Annotated in this window: 14 protein-coding genes; 11 read left to right on the top strand and 3 right to left on the bottom strand. The window is 70.9% G+C overall.

Annotated features, from left to right (window positions below):
* The first annotated feature begins 5 nt into the window (after positions 1-5).
* From KVS71_RS03870 to KVS71_RS03840, 7 genes are all read left to right on the top strand, one after another.
* A complete protein-coding gene (locus KVS71_RS03870) occupies positions 6-764 on the top strand; it encodes an SURF1 family cytochrome oxidase biogenesis protein (protein ID WP_217584103.1) in 759 nt (252 codons plus the stop codon).
* Between the two features lie 241 nt (positions 765-1,005).
* Positions 1,006-5,646: an ExeM/NucH family extracellular endonuclease gene (locus KVS71_RS03865; RefSeq protein WP_105949370.1), complete on the top strand. Its 4,641-nt coding sequence runs from the start codon at positions 1,006-1,008 to the stop codon at positions 5,644-5,646.
* Between the two features lie 102 nt (positions 5,647-5,748).
* On the top strand, positions 5,749-6,261 hold the full coding sequence (locus KVS71_RS03860) for a DUF3817 domain-containing protein (RefSeq protein WP_060922041.1): 513 nt from the start codon (positions 5,749-5,751) through the stop codon (positions 6,259-6,261).
* Positions 6,258-7,844: a glutamine-hydrolyzing GMP synthase gene (gene guaA, locus KVS71_RS03855; protein WP_060922040.1), complete on the top strand. Its 1,587-nt coding sequence runs from the start codon at positions 6,258-6,260 to the stop codon at positions 7,842-7,844. Before KVS71_RS03860 ends, guaA begins: the two co-directional genes overlap by 4 nt.
* A gap of 8 nt (positions 7,845-7,852) precedes the next feature.
* Positions 7,853-9,241: a glycosyltransferase gene (locus tag KVS71_RS03850; protein ID WP_105949371.1), complete on the top strand. Its 1,389-nt coding sequence runs from the start codon at positions 7,853-7,855 to the stop codon at positions 9,239-9,241.
* A gap of 197 nt (positions 9,242-9,438) precedes the next feature.
* A complete protein-coding gene (locus KVS71_RS03845; protein WP_217583944.1) occupies positions 9,439-9,867 on the top strand; it encodes a YciI family protein in 429 nt (142 codons plus the stop codon).
* Between the two features lie 13 nt (positions 9,868-9,880).
* A complete protein-coding gene (locus KVS71_RS03840; protein ID WP_217583942.1) occupies positions 9,881-11,176 on the top strand; it encodes a sigma-70 family RNA polymerase sigma factor in 1,296 nt (431 codons plus the stop codon).
* 96 nt (positions 11,177-11,272) lie between these two features.
* Here KVS71_RS03840 and KVS71_RS03835 read toward each other — a convergent pair whose 3' ends face one another.
* Both KVS71_RS03835 and KVS71_RS03830 read right to left on the bottom strand, forming a co-directional pair.
* Positions 11,273-11,545 (bottom strand): GlsB/YeaQ/YmgE family stress response membrane protein, encoded by a 273-nt coding sequence (locus KVS71_RS03835; protein ID WP_025103755.1) that lies wholly within the window; start codon positions 11,543-11,545, stop codon positions 11,273-11,275.
* Positions 11,546-11,705: 160 nt separating this feature from the next.
* Positions 11,706-12,626 (bottom strand): Bax inhibitor-1/YccA family protein, encoded by a 921-nt coding sequence (locus tag KVS71_RS03830; protein ID WP_217583940.1) that lies wholly within the window; start codon positions 12,624-12,626, stop codon positions 11,706-11,708.
* A 92-nt stretch (positions 12,627-12,718) separates the two neighbouring features.
* Between KVS71_RS03830 and KVS71_RS03825 the strand changes: the two genes are divergently transcribed.
* Positions 12,719-13,705, top strand: coding sequence for a glycerophosphodiester phosphodiesterase family protein (locus KVS71_RS03825; protein WP_105950754.1), 987 nt, complete (start codon positions 12,719-12,721; stop codon positions 13,703-13,705).
* A gap of 9 nt (positions 13,706-13,714) precedes the next feature.
* On the opposite strand, the gene KVS71_RS03820 is transcribed toward KVS71_RS03825, so the two are convergent.
* Positions 13,715-14,113 (bottom strand): YccF domain-containing protein, encoded by a 399-nt coding sequence (locus KVS71_RS03820; RefSeq protein WP_060922036.1) that lies wholly within the window; start codon positions 14,111-14,113, stop codon positions 13,715-13,717.
* 89 nt (positions 14,114-14,202) lie between these two features.
* On the opposite strand from KVS71_RS03820, the gene KVS71_RS03815 reads away from it, so the two are divergent.
* The 3 genes from KVS71_RS03815 (at position 14,203) to KVS71_RS03805 (ending at position 19,464) form a co-directional block, all read left to right on the top strand.
* On the top strand, positions 14,203-15,192 hold the full coding sequence (locus KVS71_RS03815; RefSeq protein ID WP_217583938.1) for an ABC transporter ATP-binding protein: 990 nt from the start codon (positions 14,203-14,205) through the stop codon (positions 15,190-15,192).
* Complete coding sequence (locus KVS71_RS03810) at positions 15,189-16,205, top strand: ABC transporter permease (RefSeq protein WP_217583936.1); 1,017 nt, start codon at positions 15,189-15,191, stop codon at positions 16,203-16,205. Before KVS71_RS03815 ends, KVS71_RS03810 begins: the two co-directional genes overlap by 4 nt.
* Positions 16,206-16,338: 133 nt before the next feature.
* Positions 16,339-19,464 (top strand): lamin tail domain-containing protein, encoded by a 3,126-nt coding sequence (locus KVS71_RS03805; RefSeq protein WP_217583934.1) that lies wholly within the window; start codon positions 16,339-16,341, stop codon positions 19,462-19,464.
* Positions 19,465-19,609: the final 145 nt, after the last annotated feature.

The raw sequence follows: 19,609 nt of genomic DNA, 5'->3' as shown, positions 1-19,609 counted from the left end.
AGGTCATGCTGCGGGGACGCTGGATCGCGATGCTGCTGCTGTGTCTCGTCGTCGCCGGGGTGTTCGCCTGGCTCGGTCAGTGGCAGCTGGAGCGGGCGATCGAGACCGATCCTCCGGCGCCGGGGGCGACCGAGCAGGTCCGACCGCTCGATGACGTCGTAGTGCCGGGGGAGTACCTCCCCGAGCCCCTGGTCGGGCAGCGCGTGGAGACCGAGGGCGTCTGGGTCCCCGGGGATTTCCTCGTCGTGGGCAGCCGCTTCAACGACGGCGTCGAGGGGTACTGGGTCACCGGTCAGCTCCGCGTCGACGAGCGGGTCTCGCTGGCGGTGGCCATCGGCTGGGCACCGGATCGGGAGGCCGCCGATGCCGCTGTGGAGCGCCTCGAGGCCGACGCGGACGGCAGCGTGGTCCCCGTCGCCGGTCGCATCATCTCGGATGAGGGTCCGTCGGTGCCGCCGCGCACCGATCCGGAGCAGCTGGACCGGATGTCGCCGGCGGCTCTGTTGAGCCGCTGGCACGACATCGAGCAGCTCGACGTCTACCGTCCGTACCTCGCCTCTACGACCGCGACGGCAGGCCTCGCCGACATCGCCTCCCCGGCGCCCGACGAGCAGTCGCCGGTCAACTGGCTCAACGTGTTCTACGCCGCCGAGTGGGTCATCTTCGCCGGCTTCGCGTTCTACCTCTGGTACCGCCTGGCGAAGGATGCCTGGGAGCGCGAGCTGGAGGAGTTCGAGGACGCCGAGGGGTCCGCGGCCGTCTGACCGCTGTTGCGCATCCGCGCGACGGACGCTGCGCTTCTGCGCGCCGAGACGGCTCCGTGTGAACCTTCGTCAGGGGGTGTCGCGGCCATTCGGTGAGCGCTGGATGACCAATGGGAAAACTCCGTTGAGGATGTCCGAACCGCTCCGTATGCTCGCTCCATGTGCGCACGCTGGGAGTTCCCGATGTGTGCGATGACAGCGTCCTGAGCAGCGCCGGAACACGATCGAGGAGACAGCACCGATGATGTCCGCTCCTGAGCACGGGGAGACCCTGACCCCCGTCTCGCACCGCAGAATCCGAGGGCGCGTGGGCGCCCTCGCCGCGACGTGCGTCGCCGCCCTGAGCCTCGGCTCGCTGGTGGCCGCGCCCGCGTCGGCGAACACCGAGGGCACCGGGGTGGTGATCAACGAGGCCTACCTGTCCGGCGGAAGCGCGGGGGCGGCGTTCACGAACAAGTTCGTGGAGCTGTACAACTCGACGACGGCGCCCGTCACCCTCGACGGCCTGTCGCTGCAGTACCGCTCCGCGGCGGGGACCGGCGCCTTCAACGGCGTCGCGCCGCTGAAGGGCACGATCCCCGCGGGCGGCTACTTCCTCGTGCAGGGGAACAGCAACGGCACCAACGGCGCCGCCCTCCCGACCCCCGACGCCACCACGACGCTGAGCCCGAGCGGCACCAACGGCACGCTGGCCCTCGTCGAGGGCACCGCGGCGGTCACCCTGACCCCCGGCTCGACGGTCGGCGTGGACGGCGTGATCGATCTCCTGGGCTACGGCACTTCGAACACCTTCGAGACGGCGGCCGCCGCCGCACCCTCGAGCAACACCGACGTCCGCTCGCTGAACCGTACCGCGGGTGCCGACAAGGACGACAACAAGGCGGACTTCGCGCTGTCGGCGACGATCACCCCGCAGAACTCCGGTGGCACCGACCCCGGCACCGACCCGGGCGAGGAGCCGGGGACGGAGCCCAAGACCGCCACGATCGCCGAGGTCCAGGGCACCGGCGACGTCTCGCCGCTGGCCGGACAGCGCGTCCGCGTCGAGGGTGTCGTCACCGCCGATCACCGCACCGGCGGCTACAAGGGCATCGTGATCCAGACGCAGGGCTCGGGCGGCGAGACCGACGCGACCCCCGGCGCCTCGGATGGCGTGTTCGTGTTCCTGAACGCGCTGGCGCCCACGCTCGAGATCGGCGACCTCGTCTCGGTGACCGGCACCGTGAGCGAGTACTACGGCCAGACCCAGATCGCTCCCGCCGCGGTGGCCGACGTCTCCGTCGTCACCGCCGGTGTGGGCGTGCCCGCCCTCACGCCGCTCCCGGACACCGTGCGCGGTGCCGACCGCGAGCAGTACGAGAACATGTACGTCGCCCCGACAGGCACCTACCGGCTCGCGTCGAGCCACCAGCTCTACAACTACGGGGCGCTGTGGCTGAACGCCGGCGACGACCTCAACGTCAAGAGCACCGAGACCACGCGTCCCGGGGCCGACGCCGCCGCCATCGCGGCCGAGAACCGCGCCAACCGCATCCTGCTGGACGACGCCTGGTCCATCCAGGTGACCAACAACGGCCACCCGGGCCAGCAGCCGTACTTCACGGAGGACACGGTGGTCCGCAACGGCGACACCGTCGACTTCGGGTCCAACGGCTACGTGCTCCAGTGGGGCTTCGACGACTGGCGTCTGCAGCCGGTCGTCCCGATCGACGACGCCTCCCCCGCGGAGCGCAAGGTCACCTTCGAGGCGACCAACCCGCGTCCCGAGAAGGCTCCGGAGGTGGGCGGTGACGCGCAGGTGGCGTCGTTCAACGTCTACAACTACTTCACGACGCTGAAGAGCGAGAACGCCGACGCCCGTGGCGCGGCGAACGCCGCCCAGTTCGCGATCCAGAAGTCCAAGATCGTCTCGGCCATCAACGGCCTCGATGCCGAGATCGTGGCGCTCATGGAGATCGAGAACTCGGTCAAGCTCGGCAAGCCCGTCGACACCGCCCTGAAGGACCTCGTCGCCGGCCTCAACGCCGACGCGGGCTCGGACGTGTGGGACTACGTCCGCACGCCGAAGGCCCTGCAGGACCCGGCGACGACGGACTACATCACCAACGCGATCATCTTCAAGAAGGACGCCGTGAGCACGGTGGGCGACAGCGCCACCGTCACCGACGAGTCGGTGTGGGGCAACGCCCGCGAGCCGATCGCGCAGGCGTTCGACATCGACGGCCGTGTGGTCACCGTCGTCGCCAATCACCTGAAGTCGAAGTCCCCGCCGCAGGGCGCCGGGGCGGAGCCGGCCGACGGCCAGGGCTTCTTCAACGCCGACCGGGTGAAGCAGGCGCAGGCCATCCTCGCCTTCACGGACGAGCTGGCCGAGACCAGCGGCAGCAGCGACATGCTGCTGATCGGCGACTTCAACGCCTACGGGCAGGAAGACCCGATCGACGTGTTCACCTCGCAGGGGTGGAGCGACGTGGCCGCCGACGAGGCCGCAGGACAGTACACGTACACGTTCGACGGGGAGCTCGGCTCGCTCGACCACGTGATCGCGTCGCCCTCGCTCGTCCCGTCGATCACGGGCGCCGGTGTGTGGGGCATCAACTCGCCGGAGTGGAGCGACCGCGGCTATGCGTTCGGCGCCACCGAGGAGGGCACCCCTTACCGGTCCAGCGACCACGACCCGATCCTCGTCGGCGTCTCCTCGGAGATCCCGCCGGTGAACATCGACGTCGTGACGGTGAACGACTTCCACGGCCGTATCGAGGCCGACGGGGCCGCGGCGGGTGCCGCGGTGCTCGCGGGCGCTGTGCAGCAGTTCCGCGCGGCGAACCCGAACACGATCTTCGCCGGAGCCGGCGACCTGATCGGGGCCTCGACGTTCACCTCGTTCATCAACGATGACAACCCCACGATCGACGCGCTCAACGCCGCCGGCCTGGACGTGAGCGCTGCGGGCAACCACGAGTTCGACCAGGGGTGGGAAGACCTGCGCGACCGGGTGCAGGAGCGCGCGGACTGGGAGTACATCTCCTCGAACGTGTTCCTCACCGAGACCGGTGAGCCCGCGCTCGCCCCGGCCTGGGTCAAGGAGCTCGACGGGGTGCGCGTCGGCTTCGTGGGCGCCGTCACCGAAGACCTCGACTCGCTCGTCTCGCCTGAAGGCATCGCGGATCTCGAGGTGCGCAGCATCGTCGACTCCGTGAACGCCGTGGCCGACGACCTGCGCGACGGGGACCCCGCGAACGGCGAGGCGGACGTCGTGATCCTGCTCGTGCACGAGGGTGCGGAGAGCACCGCGCTGTCCGCGATCACCGAGGACTCGCCGCTGGGCGAGATCGTCTACGGAGTCGACGACGACGTGGACGCGATCGTCTCGGCGCACACGCACCTCGCCTACAACCACGTCATCGACGGCCGGCCGGTCGTCTCGGCGGGGCAGTACGGCGAGAACCTCGGCCTCATGAACATCCAGGTCGACCCGAAGACGAAGGAGCTGCTCTCGATCACCAACGAGATCAAGCCCCTCACGTCCGCAGGCAAGCCGCTGTACCCGGCGGTGCCGGAGGTGCAGGCCATCGTCGACAAGGCGAAGGCGGAGGCCGACGTGCTGGGAGCGGTGAAGGTGGGCGACATCACCGCCGACTTCAACCGCGCGCGGCAGACCAACGGCTCGGAGAACCGCGGTGGCGAGTCCACCATCGGCAACTTCGTCGCCGACGTGCAGAAGTGGTCCACGGGTGCGGACATCGCGCTCATGAACCCGGGTGGCATCCGTGCCAACCTGACCTACGCGTCGAGCAACGCCGCCGACCCGAACGGCAACGTCACCTACCGAGAGGCGGCGACCGTCCAGCCGTTCGCGAACACCCTGGTCACGCTGACCCTCACCGGGACGCAGCTGAAGGGCGTGCTGGAGGAGCAGTGGCAGCCGGCCGGATCGGCGCGACCGTTCCTCAAGCTCGGCGTCTCCGAGGGTCTGGTCTACACCTACGACCCGACGGCGGCCGCGGGTTCGCGGATCACCTCGATCACGCTGAACGGCACCGCGATCGACCCGAACGGGGAGTACACGGTGGCGGCGAACTCCTTCCTCGCTGCGGGCGGCGACAACTTCGCCACCTTCAAGGAGGGCGCGGGCAAGCGGGACACCGGCAAGATCGACCTCCAGTCGATGGTCGACTGGTTCGACGCGAACAAGACGGCCTCGCCGGACCTCGCCCAGCGTGCGGTCGGCGTGACCGTCAGTCCGGCGGACGCCGACGGCTACCGCGCGGGCGACCAGGTGACGGTCTCGCTCTCCTCGCTGGCTTTCAGCGGTGGCGAGGCGGCACCGGGAGCGGTCACGCTGTCGCTCGGAGACACCCAGCTCGCGGCCGGCACGGTCGACCCGACCATCGTGGACACCACCGACGAGGGCGGCCGCGCCACCCTCACCTTCGCGGTGCCGTCCGGAGTGTTCGGTGAGCAGCAGCTCACGGTCGAGGTCCCGGCGACGGGCACGACGGTGCAGGTGCCGTTCACGATCGCCGGCGAGGAGGAGTTCGCGGGGACCATCGCGCTCGGCTCCTCGAAGGTGGCCGCGGGTAAGAAGCTCGACGTCACCGGCGAGGGCTACCAGCCCGGCGAGACCGTCACGGTGGAGCTCCGGCCGAAGAAGGGGCAGGGCGTCCAGGTGGGCACGGTGCAGGTCCGGCAGGACGGCACGTTCAGCGCCTCGGTGACGGTGCCGAAGAACGCCCAGCCCGGCAAGTACACCGTCGCGGTGGCGCAGGCCGATGGGGACGAGGCCACGGCCACGGTCACCGTCAACCGCGCCGGCGGCATCGGCGGGATCATCAAGGACATCGTCGACTGGCTGTGGGACCTCCTGACCGGATGGTTCTGATGCCGATCGGCGGATGACGAGGCGGAGGCCGTCGGGGAGACCCGCGGCCTCCGTCGTTCCCGCGGGGTCGGGGCGTCGCCCGCTGCCGACTAGACTGGGGGCATGCCCGAACCGAAAGTCGCCAGCTTTCCGGCGATCCGCGGTGCGCTGAAGTTCTACCAGATCGCGTCGATCATCACGGGAGTCATGCTGCTCCTGCTGCTCGCCGAGATGGTGCTGAAGTACACCCCGATCCACCTCGAGCTCTTCGCCGGAGGATCGGGCGGCCCGCTCTGGTTCGCCGGCGTCATCGCGGGGCCGGACTGCCAGTGGTGGTCGCTGTTCGCGCCGTGGACGAACTCGTGCGAGATGACCTCCCTCGGGGACGGCTTCAACATCTCGCTGTTCATCCTCGTCGCCCACGGCTGGTTCTACGTCGTCTACCTCTTCGCGTGCTTCCGCATGTGGAGCCTGATGCGCTGGCGTTTCCCGCGGTTCATCCTGCTCGCGCTCGGCGGCGTCGTGCCGCTGCTGTCGTTCTTCATGGAGGCGGTCGTCGCCCGTGAAGTCAAGACCTATCTCGCCACCCGGGAGGCCGCCGAGGCCTCCGCGATCGCTCCGGAAGGTGTCCGTTGACCGAACAGTCCGAGACCCAGCAGCGCCCCGCGCTCGTCGTCGACTTCGGCGCCCAGTACGCGCAGCTCATCGCCCGCCGCGTCCGCGAGGCCGGCGTCTACAGCGAGATCGTGCCGCACACCGCCACGGCCGAGGAGATCGCCGCCAAGAACCCCGTCGCGATCATCCTCTCCGGCGGACCTTCGTCGGTGTACGAGGAGGGCGCGCCGAAGCTCGACCCGTCGGTCTTCGACCTCGGCGTCCCCACGCTCGGCATCTGCTACGGCTTCCAGTACATGGCCCAGACCCTCGGCGGGGAGGTCGCGCACACCGGCCTCCGCGAGTACGGCGCCACGGATGCCGTCATCTCCGGCGACGGCGGCACGCTGCTCAGCGGGCAGCCGACCGAGCAGAACGTGTGGATGAGCCACGGCGACCAGGTCGCGAAGGCACCGGAGGGCTTCGAGGTGCTCGCGACGACGGAGGCCACGAAGGTCGCCGCGTTCGCGAACGAGGAGCGCGGCTTCTACGGCGTGCAGTGGCACCCGGAGGTCAAGCACTCCGACCACGGCCAGCGCGTGCTGGAGAACTTCCTCCACAAGGGGGCGGGCCTCGCGTCCGACTGGAACCCCGACAACGTGATCGCCGAGCAGGTCGAGCGCATCCGCGAGCAGGTCGGCGACGCCCGGGTCATCTCCGCGCTGTCCGGCGGCGTGGACTCCGCCGTCTCGACCGCTCTCGTGCACAAGGCCATCGGCGACCAGCTCACCGCCGTCTTCGTCGACCACGGTCTCCTCCGCAAGGGCGAGCGCGAGCAGGTCGAGAAGGACTACGTCGAGTCCACCGGTGTGCGGCTCATCACGGTCGACGCCGCGGAGACCTTCCTCGGCCATCTGAAGGGCGTGACCGACCCCGAGGAGAAGCGCAAGATCATCGGCCGCGAGTTCATTCGCGCGTTCGAGAAGGTGCAGCTCGACCTCGTCGAGGAGGCGAAGGCCGACGGCGGCGCCCCGGTGAAGTTCCTCGTGCAGGGCACGCTCTATCCGGACGTCGTCGAGTCGGGCGGCGGCGCGGGGACCGCGAACATCAAGTCGCACCACAACGTGGGGGGGCTGCCGGACGACCTCGACTTCGAGCTCATCGAGCCGCTGCGGGCCCTCTTCAAGGACGAGGTCCGCGCGATCGGCCGCGAGCTCGGCATCCCCGAGGCGATCGTCGGACGGCAGCCGTTTCCGGGGCCCGGCCTCGGCATCCGGATCATCGGTGAGGTCACCGCTGACCGTCTCGAGATTCTGCGTGAGGCCGACGCCATCGCCCGCGAGGAGCTGACCAAGGCGGGACTCGACCAGGAGATCTGGCAGTGCCCCGTCGTGCTCCTCGCTGACGTGCGCTCGGTGGGCGTGCAGGGCGACGGCCGCACCTACGGTCACCCGATCGTGCTGCGTCCGGTCTCCAGCGAAGACGCCATGACGGCCGACTGGACCCGTCTGCCGTACGACGTACTGTCGAAGATCTCGAACCGCATCACGAACGGCGTCCGCGACGTCAACCGCGTCGTGCTGGACGTCACGTCGAAGCCGCCGGGGACGATCGAGTGGGAGTAGGGGGCACGATGCCCCCGGTCTCGGCACCGGTCCTCCCGGACGCCGAGTATCTGGTGCTGTCCAGTCGCCTGATCCCGGGTCTGGACGGCGGGTACACCATCGCGACGCTCGCGCGCGCCAGGATGCTCGCTGGAGCGGGCGCCGGTGAGGGCCGGGGTCCGCAGCTCCTCACGTTCGACCCGGGAACGCGCGCGGATCACGCCGAGCACCGCCGCGTCTTCGCCGACCGCGGCGCGCTCGCGGACCCGGATCGTCTGCGGAACCTCTTCGACGAGGCCGTCGCCCCGCAGGGCGGAGCCGCCGCCTGGCTGCGGGACGCGGCAGACGATGCGGTGACGGCCGACCCCGATGTGGAGTACCGGGTGCTCGCGGACCCGGAGGGTCGTCCCTTCGTGGCCCTCCCGGTGATCCCCGGCGACCCGGACTGGCACCTCACGGACGAGCCCGTCCCCGTCCACGACGAGAGCGGTGCGGTCGTCGGGGCGCTGCACGGCTTCCGCGGGCTCTACGGCGCCTGGCTCGACCACGTCACGGCGGCGCTGGGCGACCGGCCGATCGTCGTGATCTGCGAATCCCGTCAGCTCGGCGAACTGGTCGCCGACTGGGGGGACCCGCGCGTGCGCATCCTGCACCCCATCCACACCATGCACGTGGAGGCGCCCTACACGCCCGACGCGACCCTCAACACGCTCTGGACGCGCTGGTTCCGGCTGGCCGACCGCTTCGACGCGGTCATCTGGCCGACCGCTACGCAGCGGGACGACGTCGTGGCGCGGTTCGGTGAGGCCGCCAACCATGTCGTGGTGCCGAATCCCATCGCGCCGGTCGAGCGTCGTGACGACCTGCGCGAGGAGGGTCTCGTGGTCGTGCTGGGTCGGCTCGCGGCCGGCAAGCGCATCGACCATTCCATCCGCGCTTTCGTCGAGGCGGACGTGCCGGGCTCCCGGATGGAGATCTGGGGCACGGGAGCGGAGCAGGAGCAGCTGGCGGCACTGATCGCCGAGCTCGACGCCGCGGACCGCGTGCGGCTCTGCGGCTATACCGCGGACCCGGCCACCGTGCTCGATCGTGCGTCCGTCCTGATCACCTCCACCGCGTTCGAAGGACAGCCGCTCGGCATCGTGGAGGCGCTCCTGCACGGCACGCCGGTGGTGTCCTACGACGTGCGGTACGGCATCCGCGATGTCCTCGGCGCGGGCGGTGGCGTTCTCGTCCCCGCGGGAGACATCGCTGCGCTGGGCGCTGCGCTGCGGGAACTGCTGACCGACCCGGAGCGTCTGACGGCGCTGCGTGCCGAGGCGCCGGCCGTCGCTGCGGCGTGGAGTCCGGAGCGGTCGATGGAGGCGCTGGCCGCGACCATCTCAGCCGTCGTGCAGGCTCCGTCACGGCGCCGCTGAAACGCGACCGTCCCGATGGGGCGTCGCGGTACGTCGGGTCCGTAGCGCTCCCGCGCCCCCGGCCCCGACGATGTCGAACAGGGCGCCCGGCGTGGGAGCGGAAAGAACTTTCGCCCCCGATGTCGATCTCCGCCGTTCCCGTTCGACGTCTGTGATGAGAGGGTCGAGACACGGCCCTTCGGAACAAGGAGAACATCATGAAGTTCATGCTCATCATGCGCGCGACCGACGACGCGGTGGCGGCATATCAGGAGATGCCCTTCGAGCAGGTCATCGAGGCCATGGGCCGGTACAACGAGTACATGATGAAGGCGGGCGTCCTCGTCGCGGGCGAGGGGCTGACCGACGCGGCCGAGGGCTTCGTCGTCGACTTCAGCGCCGAGAAGCCGCTCATCACTGACGGCCCCTATGGGGAGACGAAGGAGCTTTTCAACGGCTTCTGGATCATCGAGGTCTCCTCGCGGGAGGAGGCCGCGGAATGGGCGAGCCGGGCGCCGCTCGGACCGGGATCGTTCCTCGAGGTGCGCCGGGTGACCGGGCCGGAGGACTTCCCCGCCGACAACGAGTGGATCGAGAAGGAGGCGGGCTGGCGGGAGGAGCAGGCCCGCCGCGCCGAGCAGGCGTGACGCCGCTCCGCTGATGGACCGCTCACCCGACCCCGTGACGAGCTCGGCCGCCTCCGCGCAGGAGGCGGCCGAGCGGGCCGTCGCGGCGGTGTGGCGCATCGAGTCCGCGCGCATCGTCGGCACACTGACGCGCATGGTCGGCGACTTCGGTCTGGCGGAGGACCTCGCGCAGGAGGCTCTGGTCGCCGCGCTGCGGCAGTGGCACGTTGAGGGGGTGCCACGCAACGCCGCGGCGTGGCTCACGACCGTGGCGAAGCGGAAGGCGGTGGACGGGTGGCGCCGCCGCGAGCGGCTGGACGACCGCCTCGCTCTGATCGCGCACGACCTCGAACGGGAGAAGGCGCAGGGGCCCGAGCTGCCCTGGGACCCGGATGCCGTGGACGACGATGTGCTGCGCCTCCTCTTCATCGCGTGCCACCCGGTGCTCTCCCGGGAGGCGCAGGTCGCGCTGACGCTGCGGGTCGTGGGTGGTCTGTCGAGTGAGGAGATCGCCCGCGCCTTCCTCGTCCCCACGGCGACCGTGCAGCAACGGATCGTGCGCGCGAAGAAGACGCTGGCGGCCGCGCACGCGCCGTTCGAGTTGCCGCCGCGGGAAGAGCAGCCGGCGCGGCTCGGCGCGGTCCTCGGTGTGCTCTATCTCATCTTCAACGAGGCGCACGCGGCCAGCAGCGGTCCGGAGTGGATGCGGCCGGAGCTGAGCGACGAGGCCATCCGGCTCGCCAGGGTGCTCGCCGCGCTGCAGCCTCGGGAACCGGAGGTTCACGGCCTGCTCGCGCTCCTGGAGCTCACCGCCGCACGCTTCCCGGCGCGGACCGACCGGAACGGGAACCCGGTGCTGCTCGCGGATCAGGACCGTCGGCGGTGGGACCGCAGCCGCATCGCGCGGGGGAGAGCGGCCCTGGCGCGGGCGGACGGGCTCGGCCGTGGACGCGGCCCCTACAGTCTGCAGGCCGCCATCGCCGAATGCCATGCCGTCGCGCCGTCCCTAGAGGAGACCGAGTGGGACCGCATCGTCGTCCTCTACGAGGCGCTCAGCCGGCTCACTCCGTCCCCGGTGGTGGAGCTCAATCGCGCGGCCGCCGTGGCCATGGCCACCGGGCCCGCCTCCGCCCTGCGGCTGATAGATGAGTTGGCGGCGTCCGGGGCGCTGCACGGCTACCACCTGCTTCCCGCCACGCGCGGCGAGCTGCTGCGCCGACTCGGGCGGGAGAGCGAGGCGCGCAGCGAGTTCGCGGCGGCCGCGGGACTGGCCGGCAACGACCGTGAGCGCGAGCTCCTGGAGCGCAAGGCGCGTGGCGCCGCGAGCTGACCGGCCGCGGCACGAAAAGACCCGCCCCTCACGGATGCTCTCGCAGCCGTGAGGGACGGGCGTGGGTGACGCGGAGCGCGTCGAGTGGGGTCTGCGTCAGTCGTTGACCCGCTGGCCGCGGCCGGCGATGAGGCCGTAGATCAGCAGCACGATGATCGAACCGCCGATGGCGAGGAGCCAGGTCCCGAGGTCCCAGAACTCGGTGAGCGGACGGTTGAGGATCAGGCTGCCGAGCCAGCCGCCGAGCAGGGCGCCGACGACGCCGAGCAGCAGGGTGATGAACCATCCGCCACCCTGCTTGCCGGGCAGGATCAGCTTCGCGATGGCTCCGGCGATGAGGCCGAGAAGAAGAAAGCCGAGAAAACTCATGGTCAGCTCCTTGGGTCAGGAGCCCCGGGGTGCCGGGGCTTCGTGACACCTACTGTGCCCGGCCGCGGAATCGCGTGCCAACCCCTTGCGCGCTCCCTCCCGGATATGGCAAGAGGCCCGCCTTCCCAGGGAGACGGGCCTCTTGTCGCGACGGATCGCGTCAGTTGTTGCCGCGGGCGATCGCGATGATCCGGAGGATCTCGACGTAGAGCCAGACGACCGTGACCATGATGCCGAAGCCGCCGAGCCAGCCGTACTTGCGCGGAGCGCCGTTGCGGACGCCCTGCTGGATCTGGTCGAAGTCGAGCACCAGGGAGTACGCCGCCATGATCACGACCAGGACGCCGATGATGAGGCCGAGCGGGATGCCCATGATCTCCTGGCTGAAGAGTCCGAAGGCGTTGGTGTTGACGCCGGTCCACATGAGGACGAGGTTCAGGAGCGAGAAGACCAGGTAGCCGATCATCGCGATCATGAAGATCTTCGTGGCCTTCTTGGACGCGCGGATCTTGCCGCTCGCGAAGAGGGCGAGGGTCACGCCGACGACCGAGACGGTCGCGAGCGTCGCCTGGAAGACGATGCCGGGCCAGCGGACCTCGAAGAACGCCGAGATGCCGCCGATGAAGAGGCCCTCGAAGGCCGCGTAGGCGAAGATCAGCGCGGGGCGGACCTTCTTGCGCGAGGTGAAGGTGATGACCATCGCCAGCACGAAACCGCCGAGCGCCCCGAGGGCCCAGGGCAGCACGTTGACGGCGGCGGGGTTGTACGGGTCGTAGCGCGGCACGTCGAGGCCGCCGAGCGTCAGCACCCAGCCGACGGCGGCGGTGACGAGGAGGATGCCGAAGAGGCCGGCGGTCTTCCACACGGTGTCCTCGACGGACATCCGGTCGGTCTCGAGGGCGCCCGCGGCGGGAGCGGCGTACATGCCCTCGAGCTGCGCGTTGGCGGCGGCATCCATCGCGCCGTGCTGGAGCGACGCGGCCTGCGCGCCCTGAGCGCCCTGGGGCGCACCCGGGTAGGTCGCGACGTTGCGCGGGTCCTGCTGCTGGAAAGCAGGATTGTTGAAAGCGAAGTTGCTCATCAGGTGGGCCTCACTCCAAAAGGGGGGTCGTAGGTCGCTTTCCTCCACGATACCCGTGAGGCGACACTCCCGGGGTGCCTTACGCTGTGAGCGTGCCCAGCAAATCCCCGCTCGTCATCGGGCACCGCGGTGCCCCGGGCCACCGACCGGAGCACACCCGCTCGTCCTACGAGCTCGCCCTCGCGATGGGGGTCGACGCCGTCGAGCCGGATGTGGTCGCCACCCAGGACGGCGTCCTGGTCGTGCGGCACGAGAACGAGATCTCCGGCACCACGGACGTCGCCGATCACCCCGAGTTCGCCGACCGCCGCACGACGCGGCGCGTGGACGGCGCCGCACTGACCGGCTGGTTCACGGAGGACTTCACCTGGGCGGAGCTGTCCACGCTGCGCTGCCGGGAACGGCTGCCGAAGCTCCGGGCATCCAGCGCCTCCTTCGACGGCACAGAACCCATCCTGCGCCTGCGCGACGTCCTGGACCTCGTACGGGCGGCCGCGCAGGAGCAGGGCCGGCCGATCGGCGTCGTGCTCGAGGTGAAGCACGCCACGCATTTCGCGAGCATCGGGCTCGACCTCGCGCCCCTCATCGCGCAGGAGCTGCGGGATGCGGGGTGGGCGGCGGGGGAGCTGCCGCTGATCGTGGAGAGCTTCGAATCGACCGTGCTCGGACAGCTCCGCGCCGTGGGGGTCGACGCGAGCTTCGTCTACCTCATCGAGGCGGCGGGACAGCCGTACGACCTCCTCGTCGCCGAGGGGTCGAAGGCCCTGAGCTACCCGGAGACCGTGACCCCCGGGAGTCTGGACCGCCTGGTCGGTCGGGTCGACGGGATCAGCGTCGACAAGAAGATGCTCCTGGTGCCGGGCACGGCGCTGGTCGCCGATGCGCACGCCCGCGGCTTGACCGTCTTCACGTGGACCTGCCGCCCGGAGAACGCCTTCCTCGCGGCGCCCTACCGCGGTCCGGGAGGCAAGAGCGCGTTCGGGCACTACGAGGCCGAGTGGGGCGTGATCGCCCGGCAGGGCGTGGACGGCGTCTTCGTCGACCACCCCGATCTCGGCGTGGCGTTCTTCCGCAGCTGACCCGTCGGGTCAGAGCGTGCGGTCGAACGCGCCCTGACGGGTGGAGACGATCTCCTTGCCGAGCGGCATGAGCGACACCGGGACCATCTTGAAGTCGGCGATGCCCATCGGGATGCCGATGATGGTGATGCACAGCGCGAGTCCCGACACGATGTGGCCGAGCGCGAGCCACCACCCCGCGAGGATGACCCAGAGCACGTTCCCGAGGAACGACCCGACGCCGGCCGTCGGCTTGCTGACGACCTCGCGCCCGAACGGCCAGATGGCGTAGGCGGCGATACGGAACGACGCGATGGCCCACGGGATCGTGATGATCGGGATGCACAGCAGCAGGCCGGCCAGCACGTAGCCGAGGAAGAGCGCCCAGCCCGCGAGGATGACCCAGATGATGTTGAGGATCGTGCGCATACAGCGATTGTGTCACCCGCGGCGCGGCGCGGCTGGGCATCAGCCCGGAGGTCCCCCGCGCTCGCGCCCGGCGATGCCAGACTGACCGCATGACCGGAATAGTGGTGGACGACGTCAGCAGGGCGTTCGGGGACGTGCAGGCCGTGCGAGGGGCCACGCTGCGGGCAGAGGCGGGAAGGGTGACGGGACTGGTGGGCCCGAACGGCGCGGGCAAGACGACGCTGCTCCTCATGCTCGCCTCGCTGCTCGCCCCCGACAGCGGCTCGATCCGCATCGGCGGCATCGACCCCGAAGCCGACCCGCTCGCCGCCCGTCGCGTGCTGGGGTGGATGCCGGACGCCCTCGGCGCCTGGCCCTCGCTCACGGCCCGCGAGACGATCGTGACCACGGCCCGCCTCTACGGGATCGACCGCGCGGACGCGGAGCGGCGGGCGCAGCACCTCCTCGGTCTCGTCGGCCTGGGAGAGCTCGCGGATTCCGCCGCGAAGGTGCTCTCCCGCGGGCAGAAGCAGAAGCTCGGCCTCGCCCGCGCTCTCGTCCACGACCCGCAGGTGCTGCTCCTCGACGAGCCGGCGTCGGGTCTCGACCCCGAGGCCCGCGTGCAGTTGCGGGTGCTGCTGCGCCGCTTCGCGGCCGAAGGACGCACGGTCCTCATCTCCAGCCACGTGCTGTCCGAGCTGGAAGAGGTCGTCGACGACGCGGTCTTCCTCGTCGGCGGGGCCGTCGTGGATGCCGCCCCGGCGCAGAGCACGGTCCGCGCCTGGCGGGTGCGGCTCGCGGGTGCGACCGCGGAGCGCCTGAACGCGGACACGTGGCAGGTCGCGTCGACTCTCGGGCTGGCGCCCGAGTCTCTCGCCGTGGACCGCGGCGCCGTCCTCGTCGGCTTCCCCGGGGAGGATGCCGCCGCCCGGTCGCTGCGTCTCCTCGTGGAGGCGGGGCTGCCGGTCGCGGAGTTCGCACCTGCACAGAGCGATCTGGAGCACACGTTCCTCGCCCTCCGGCACCCGCAGCCGCCCGCGGAGACGACCCCGCCGCCCCCGCCGCCTGCGGCGCCCCACGGAACGGAGGCGGGAGCATGAGCCTCGCGAACATCGGCGTCATCGCGCGCCTCGAACTGACCCAGCGGCTGCGGAGCGTCGGCTGGTACGTGCTCCTCGGCGTCTTCGCGCTCGTGCTCCTCGGCGTCACCGGCCTGTCGTTCGCCGTGTACTCCTGGGGGGAGGACGTCGGGGCGGGCGTGTCGTCCATCGTCGTCAACGTGGTCCTGCTGCTCGTCGTGCTCGTCTCTCCCACCCTCAGCGGCAACGCCATCAACGGCGACCGGGAGGCGGCCACGCTCGCGCCGATCCAGGTCACCGCGGCGTCGACCGGCGACATCATGCTGGGCAAGCTGCTCGCGGCGATCGCGACGGGCGGCGCGTTCCTCCTGGTGGCGGTTCCCTTCCTCGCGGCGTCGCTGCTGGCGGGCGGGACCGATCCAATCGTGCTGTTCGTGGCGCTGCTCATCCTCGCCGTCGAGATCATCATCGTCGCCGCGATCGGCGTCGGCCTGAGCGGACTCATCGCCCGCCCGCTCTTCTCCGTCGCGTCCACCTACCTCGTGGTGTCCGCGCTCGTCATCGGCACGATCATCGTCTTCGCGCTCGGCGGTCTGGCCGTGCGCAGCGAGGCGACGAGCTACAGCCGCCCCTACGACAGCAACGGCAACGTGGACTGCGAGAGCTGGGAGGAGTACAGGTACGAGGCGCCGCGGTTCGACCTCGTGTGGTGGGCGCTCGCCGCCAACCCGTTCGTCGTGCTCGCCGACGCGACCCCCACCGAGTTCAGCAAGGACGGCTACCCGGTCGATCTGTACGGGCAGATCAAGTGGGGTGTCCGCAGCGCGCAGCTCTCGCCGCTGGAGCAGCGCTGGGACGACTGCGATCCGGAGAGCGGTTCGCAGACGGCCGAACAGGTGATCGACGAGACCGTGCCGAGCTGGTTCGTCGGGCTCGGCGTGCAGGTCGTGCTCGCCGGAGCGCTGTTCGCGGGAGCATGGGCTCGCACCCGGACGCCCGCGCGGCGGCTGCCGCCCGGCACGCGGATCGCCTGAGCGGCGGGGCCGAGGAAGACGCCACCGACCGTTCACCGGCCGTCCACCGACGGGTCGACGGACGGCCATGCGGCAGCGGTGGTCTGGACGGGTACCCGTCTGCGCTCAGTCGAGCCATCTTCCAGGAGCCCCCATGCCCCGACTGCACTCCGTGGCGGCCGTCACGGCGGCGTGCGCGCTGAGCGCCGCCGCCCTGATCGCCGCCCCCGTCGCCGCCTCCGGTGCCATCCCTCCCGGCGAGCCTGCGCCGACCGACGACGCAGGGCTCGTCCTCAACGAGATCGTCTACGACGACGCGGCGACCGGGCTGGCCGACCAGATCGAGATCTACAACGCGGGCTCGGCGAGCGTCGACCTGACCGGCTGGCGGGTCTCGGACGAGAAGCGCGACAGCTTCGGCGCGGCACCGGCCGGGACGGTGCTCGCGCCGGGCGCGTTCCTCGTCCTGGTGAAGGACGTGGACTTCGCCTTCGGGCTGGGCAAGGGGGACGAGGTCGTCCTCCACGACCCGGAGGGGGTCGAGGTCGATTCCTACGCCTACGCGAACACCGCGCCGCTGGCGGTCTGGGCGCGCTGCCCCGACGGGACGGGCGACTGGGCGCATGCCACGGCGGCGACACCGGGCGCGCCCAACGACTGTCAGGTCGCGCCGGTCGCGGGGTCGATCCGCATCAACGAGGTCGACTCGCAGCCGGCCGACTGGGTCGAGTTCCACAACCCGGGGACGGAGGCGCTCGATGTCTCCGGGTACGAGATCCGCGATAACTCCGATGACCACCGGTGGCGCTTCCTGCCGGGCACCACGATCGAACCAGAAGCGTTCCTCGTCGTCGATGAGGGCACGATCGGGCTCGTCGACGGCGTGGAGGCGGCGTTCCGCGACCCGATCGGCATCGGTAGCGCCGACCGCATCCGCCTCTTCGACACCGCGGGCACGCTCGTCGACGATACGCAGCCCTGGGAGGGACACGCCGCCATCGACGGGGACTTCGCCGCCGCCACGCTCGCGCGCTGCCCGGACGGTACCGGCGCTTTCGTGCTCGCGTACGCGACCCCGGGAGCGGCGAACTCCTGCGTCCTCCCTGATGTCGCGATCAACGAGATCGAGTCCAACGGCGACGCGACCGACTGGGTCGAGGTCGTGAACACCGGCAGCACCGCGGTCGACCTGTCCGGCTGGACCGTCATGGACGGCGATCCGGTCGGACACGCCTCGGAGACGACGCCGCTGCCGGCGGGGACGCTGCTGCCTCCGGGCAGATACCGGGTCTTCGATCAGCCCGCCGACTTCGTCTTCGGGCTGGGCAACGGCGACACCGTGACGCTGCGGGACGCGAACGGACTCATGATCGACGAGCACGTCTACTCCGCGCACGCCGACGGCGTCTGGGCACGCTGCGCCGACGGGACGGGCGCGTTCGTCGACGCGCCGGCAGCGACGAAGGGCCAGCGCAACGCCTGCGGGAACCCGGTGCGGATCAACGAGGTCGAGTCGGACGGCGGCGCGCCGGACGACTGGATCGAGCTCGTCAACCCGACCGGCGCCTCGCTCGAGATCGGTGGCGTCGTCGTGAAGGACGACGACGACGCCCATGCCTACACCGTTCCCGTCGGCACGACGATCCCGGCCGGAGGCTTCTTCGTCATCGAGCGTTCGGCCCTCGGCTTCGGGCTGGGCGCGGGCGACGCCGTCCGCCTCTTCGACGGTGAGCTGCTCATCGACGAGACCGCCTGGGGCGAGCGCCACGTGGCGACCTCCTGGGGCCGCTGCCCTGACACCACGGGAGCCTTCGCGGCGACCGCGACGCCGACGAAGGGCGCGCCGAACGTGTGCGCGGGCGAGGTCGCCGTCGGCACCTGGCCGGGGTCGGCCGAAGTGCGGGTGCTCGACGACGTGCCGACGTTCCTCGAGGACAGCTCCGGCCTCGACGTGCAGGAGACCGCGGACGGGGCATTCCTCTGGGCCGTGGACAACGGCGAGGGGCGCATCTGGAAGCTCGAGGCCCACGCGGACGGCTCGGTGGAGAAGGCCGCGGGCTGGGACGAGGGCAAGCGTGTGCGCTTCGCCAGGGACGCCGGGAACCCGGGCGCCGCAGGGCCGGACACCGAAGGCATCACGGTCGACGGGAGGGGCCTGGTCTACGTGGCGTCCGAGCGCGACAACAGCGCCAAGGGCGTGAACCAGAACGTGCTGCTGCAGGTCGATCCGGACGCGGCGGCCGGCGATCTCGTGGCGCAGCGGGAATGGGATCTCACGGCGATGCTCCCGGCGGTCGGCGCGAACCTCGGCATCGAGGCCGTGCAGTGGGTGCCGGACAGTGCGCTGAACGGAAAGCTCTTCGACGACACCACCGGGACCGCCTACGACCCGGCCGTGCATCCGGGACACGGCGACGGCCTCTTCTTCGTCGCGGTGGAGGACAACGGGCACGTCTACGCCTTCGCGCTCGCCGCGGACGGCACGGCCACGCTCGTCTCCGAGATCTCCCCCGGGCTCACCGGTGTCATGGCGCTCGACTGGGATGCCGTCCGCGGCACCCTGTGGGCGGTGTGCGACGACGGCTGCCAGGGCCGCTCCGCAGAGCTCACCTTGAACGGGACCGCCCGGCCCGGGATCGCTCACTACGCGCGGCCCGCCGGCATGCCCGACATCAACAACGAGGGCTTCGCGACGGCTCCCGCGTCGCTCGCGGTCGACGGACAGCGTCCGGTGTGGTGGTTCGCCGATGGCTTCGCCTCGGAGGCGCTGCGCACCGGCACGCTGCCGGGCGGCACAGGCGCCGAGAACCCCGGTGGGGAGAACCCCGGCGGCGAGAACCCTGGTGGGGAGAACCCTGGTGCGGAGAACCCGCCGCTTCCCGGCACGGAGCTCGTGGACGGCAACCGCCACGGCGTCACCGTCGATCCGGCGGTGGCCGCACCGGGGCAGCGGGTCACCGTCACGGTCGGCGCGGATGCCGCGGGAGCGCGGGCGGAGGTCTGGATGTACTCCGTCCCGGTCCGCCTGGCTGCCGGGACGCTTTCGGCGACGGGTGCCCTCACGGTCACCGTTCCGGTGGACGCGCCACTGGGCGCGCACCGCATCGCGGTCTACGCGGCGGATGGGACGCTCCTCGGCTGGGCCGACCTGCGCGTCACCGCCGCGGGCGAGGGGCTGGCCGCGACGGGAGCGGACCTGCCGGTGGCCGCCACCGCGCTCGCGTTGATGCTCCTCACGACCGGGGTCCTCGCGCTGCGCCGTCGGAAGCGCACCGCCTGACCGGGGGAGGGGTGCGGGCGGTCGCCTGCATCCCTCCCCGACGCGGACCGCGATGTCGGTGCCGCCGCCTAGGTGCGTGGGTCAGATCCTTCCGTTAACGCGCCGGGGTGAATCCGGTGGATAGCGCGGGGTGCTGGGAGAATCG

The organism is Microbacterium sp. GbtcB4 (assembly GCF_019091465.1).
GTDB classification, from domain to species: Bacteria; Actinomycetota; Actinomycetes; order Actinomycetales; family Microbacteriaceae; genus Microbacterium; species Microbacterium paraoxydans.
This window is presented reverse-complemented; position numbering and strand designations above follow the sequence as displayed.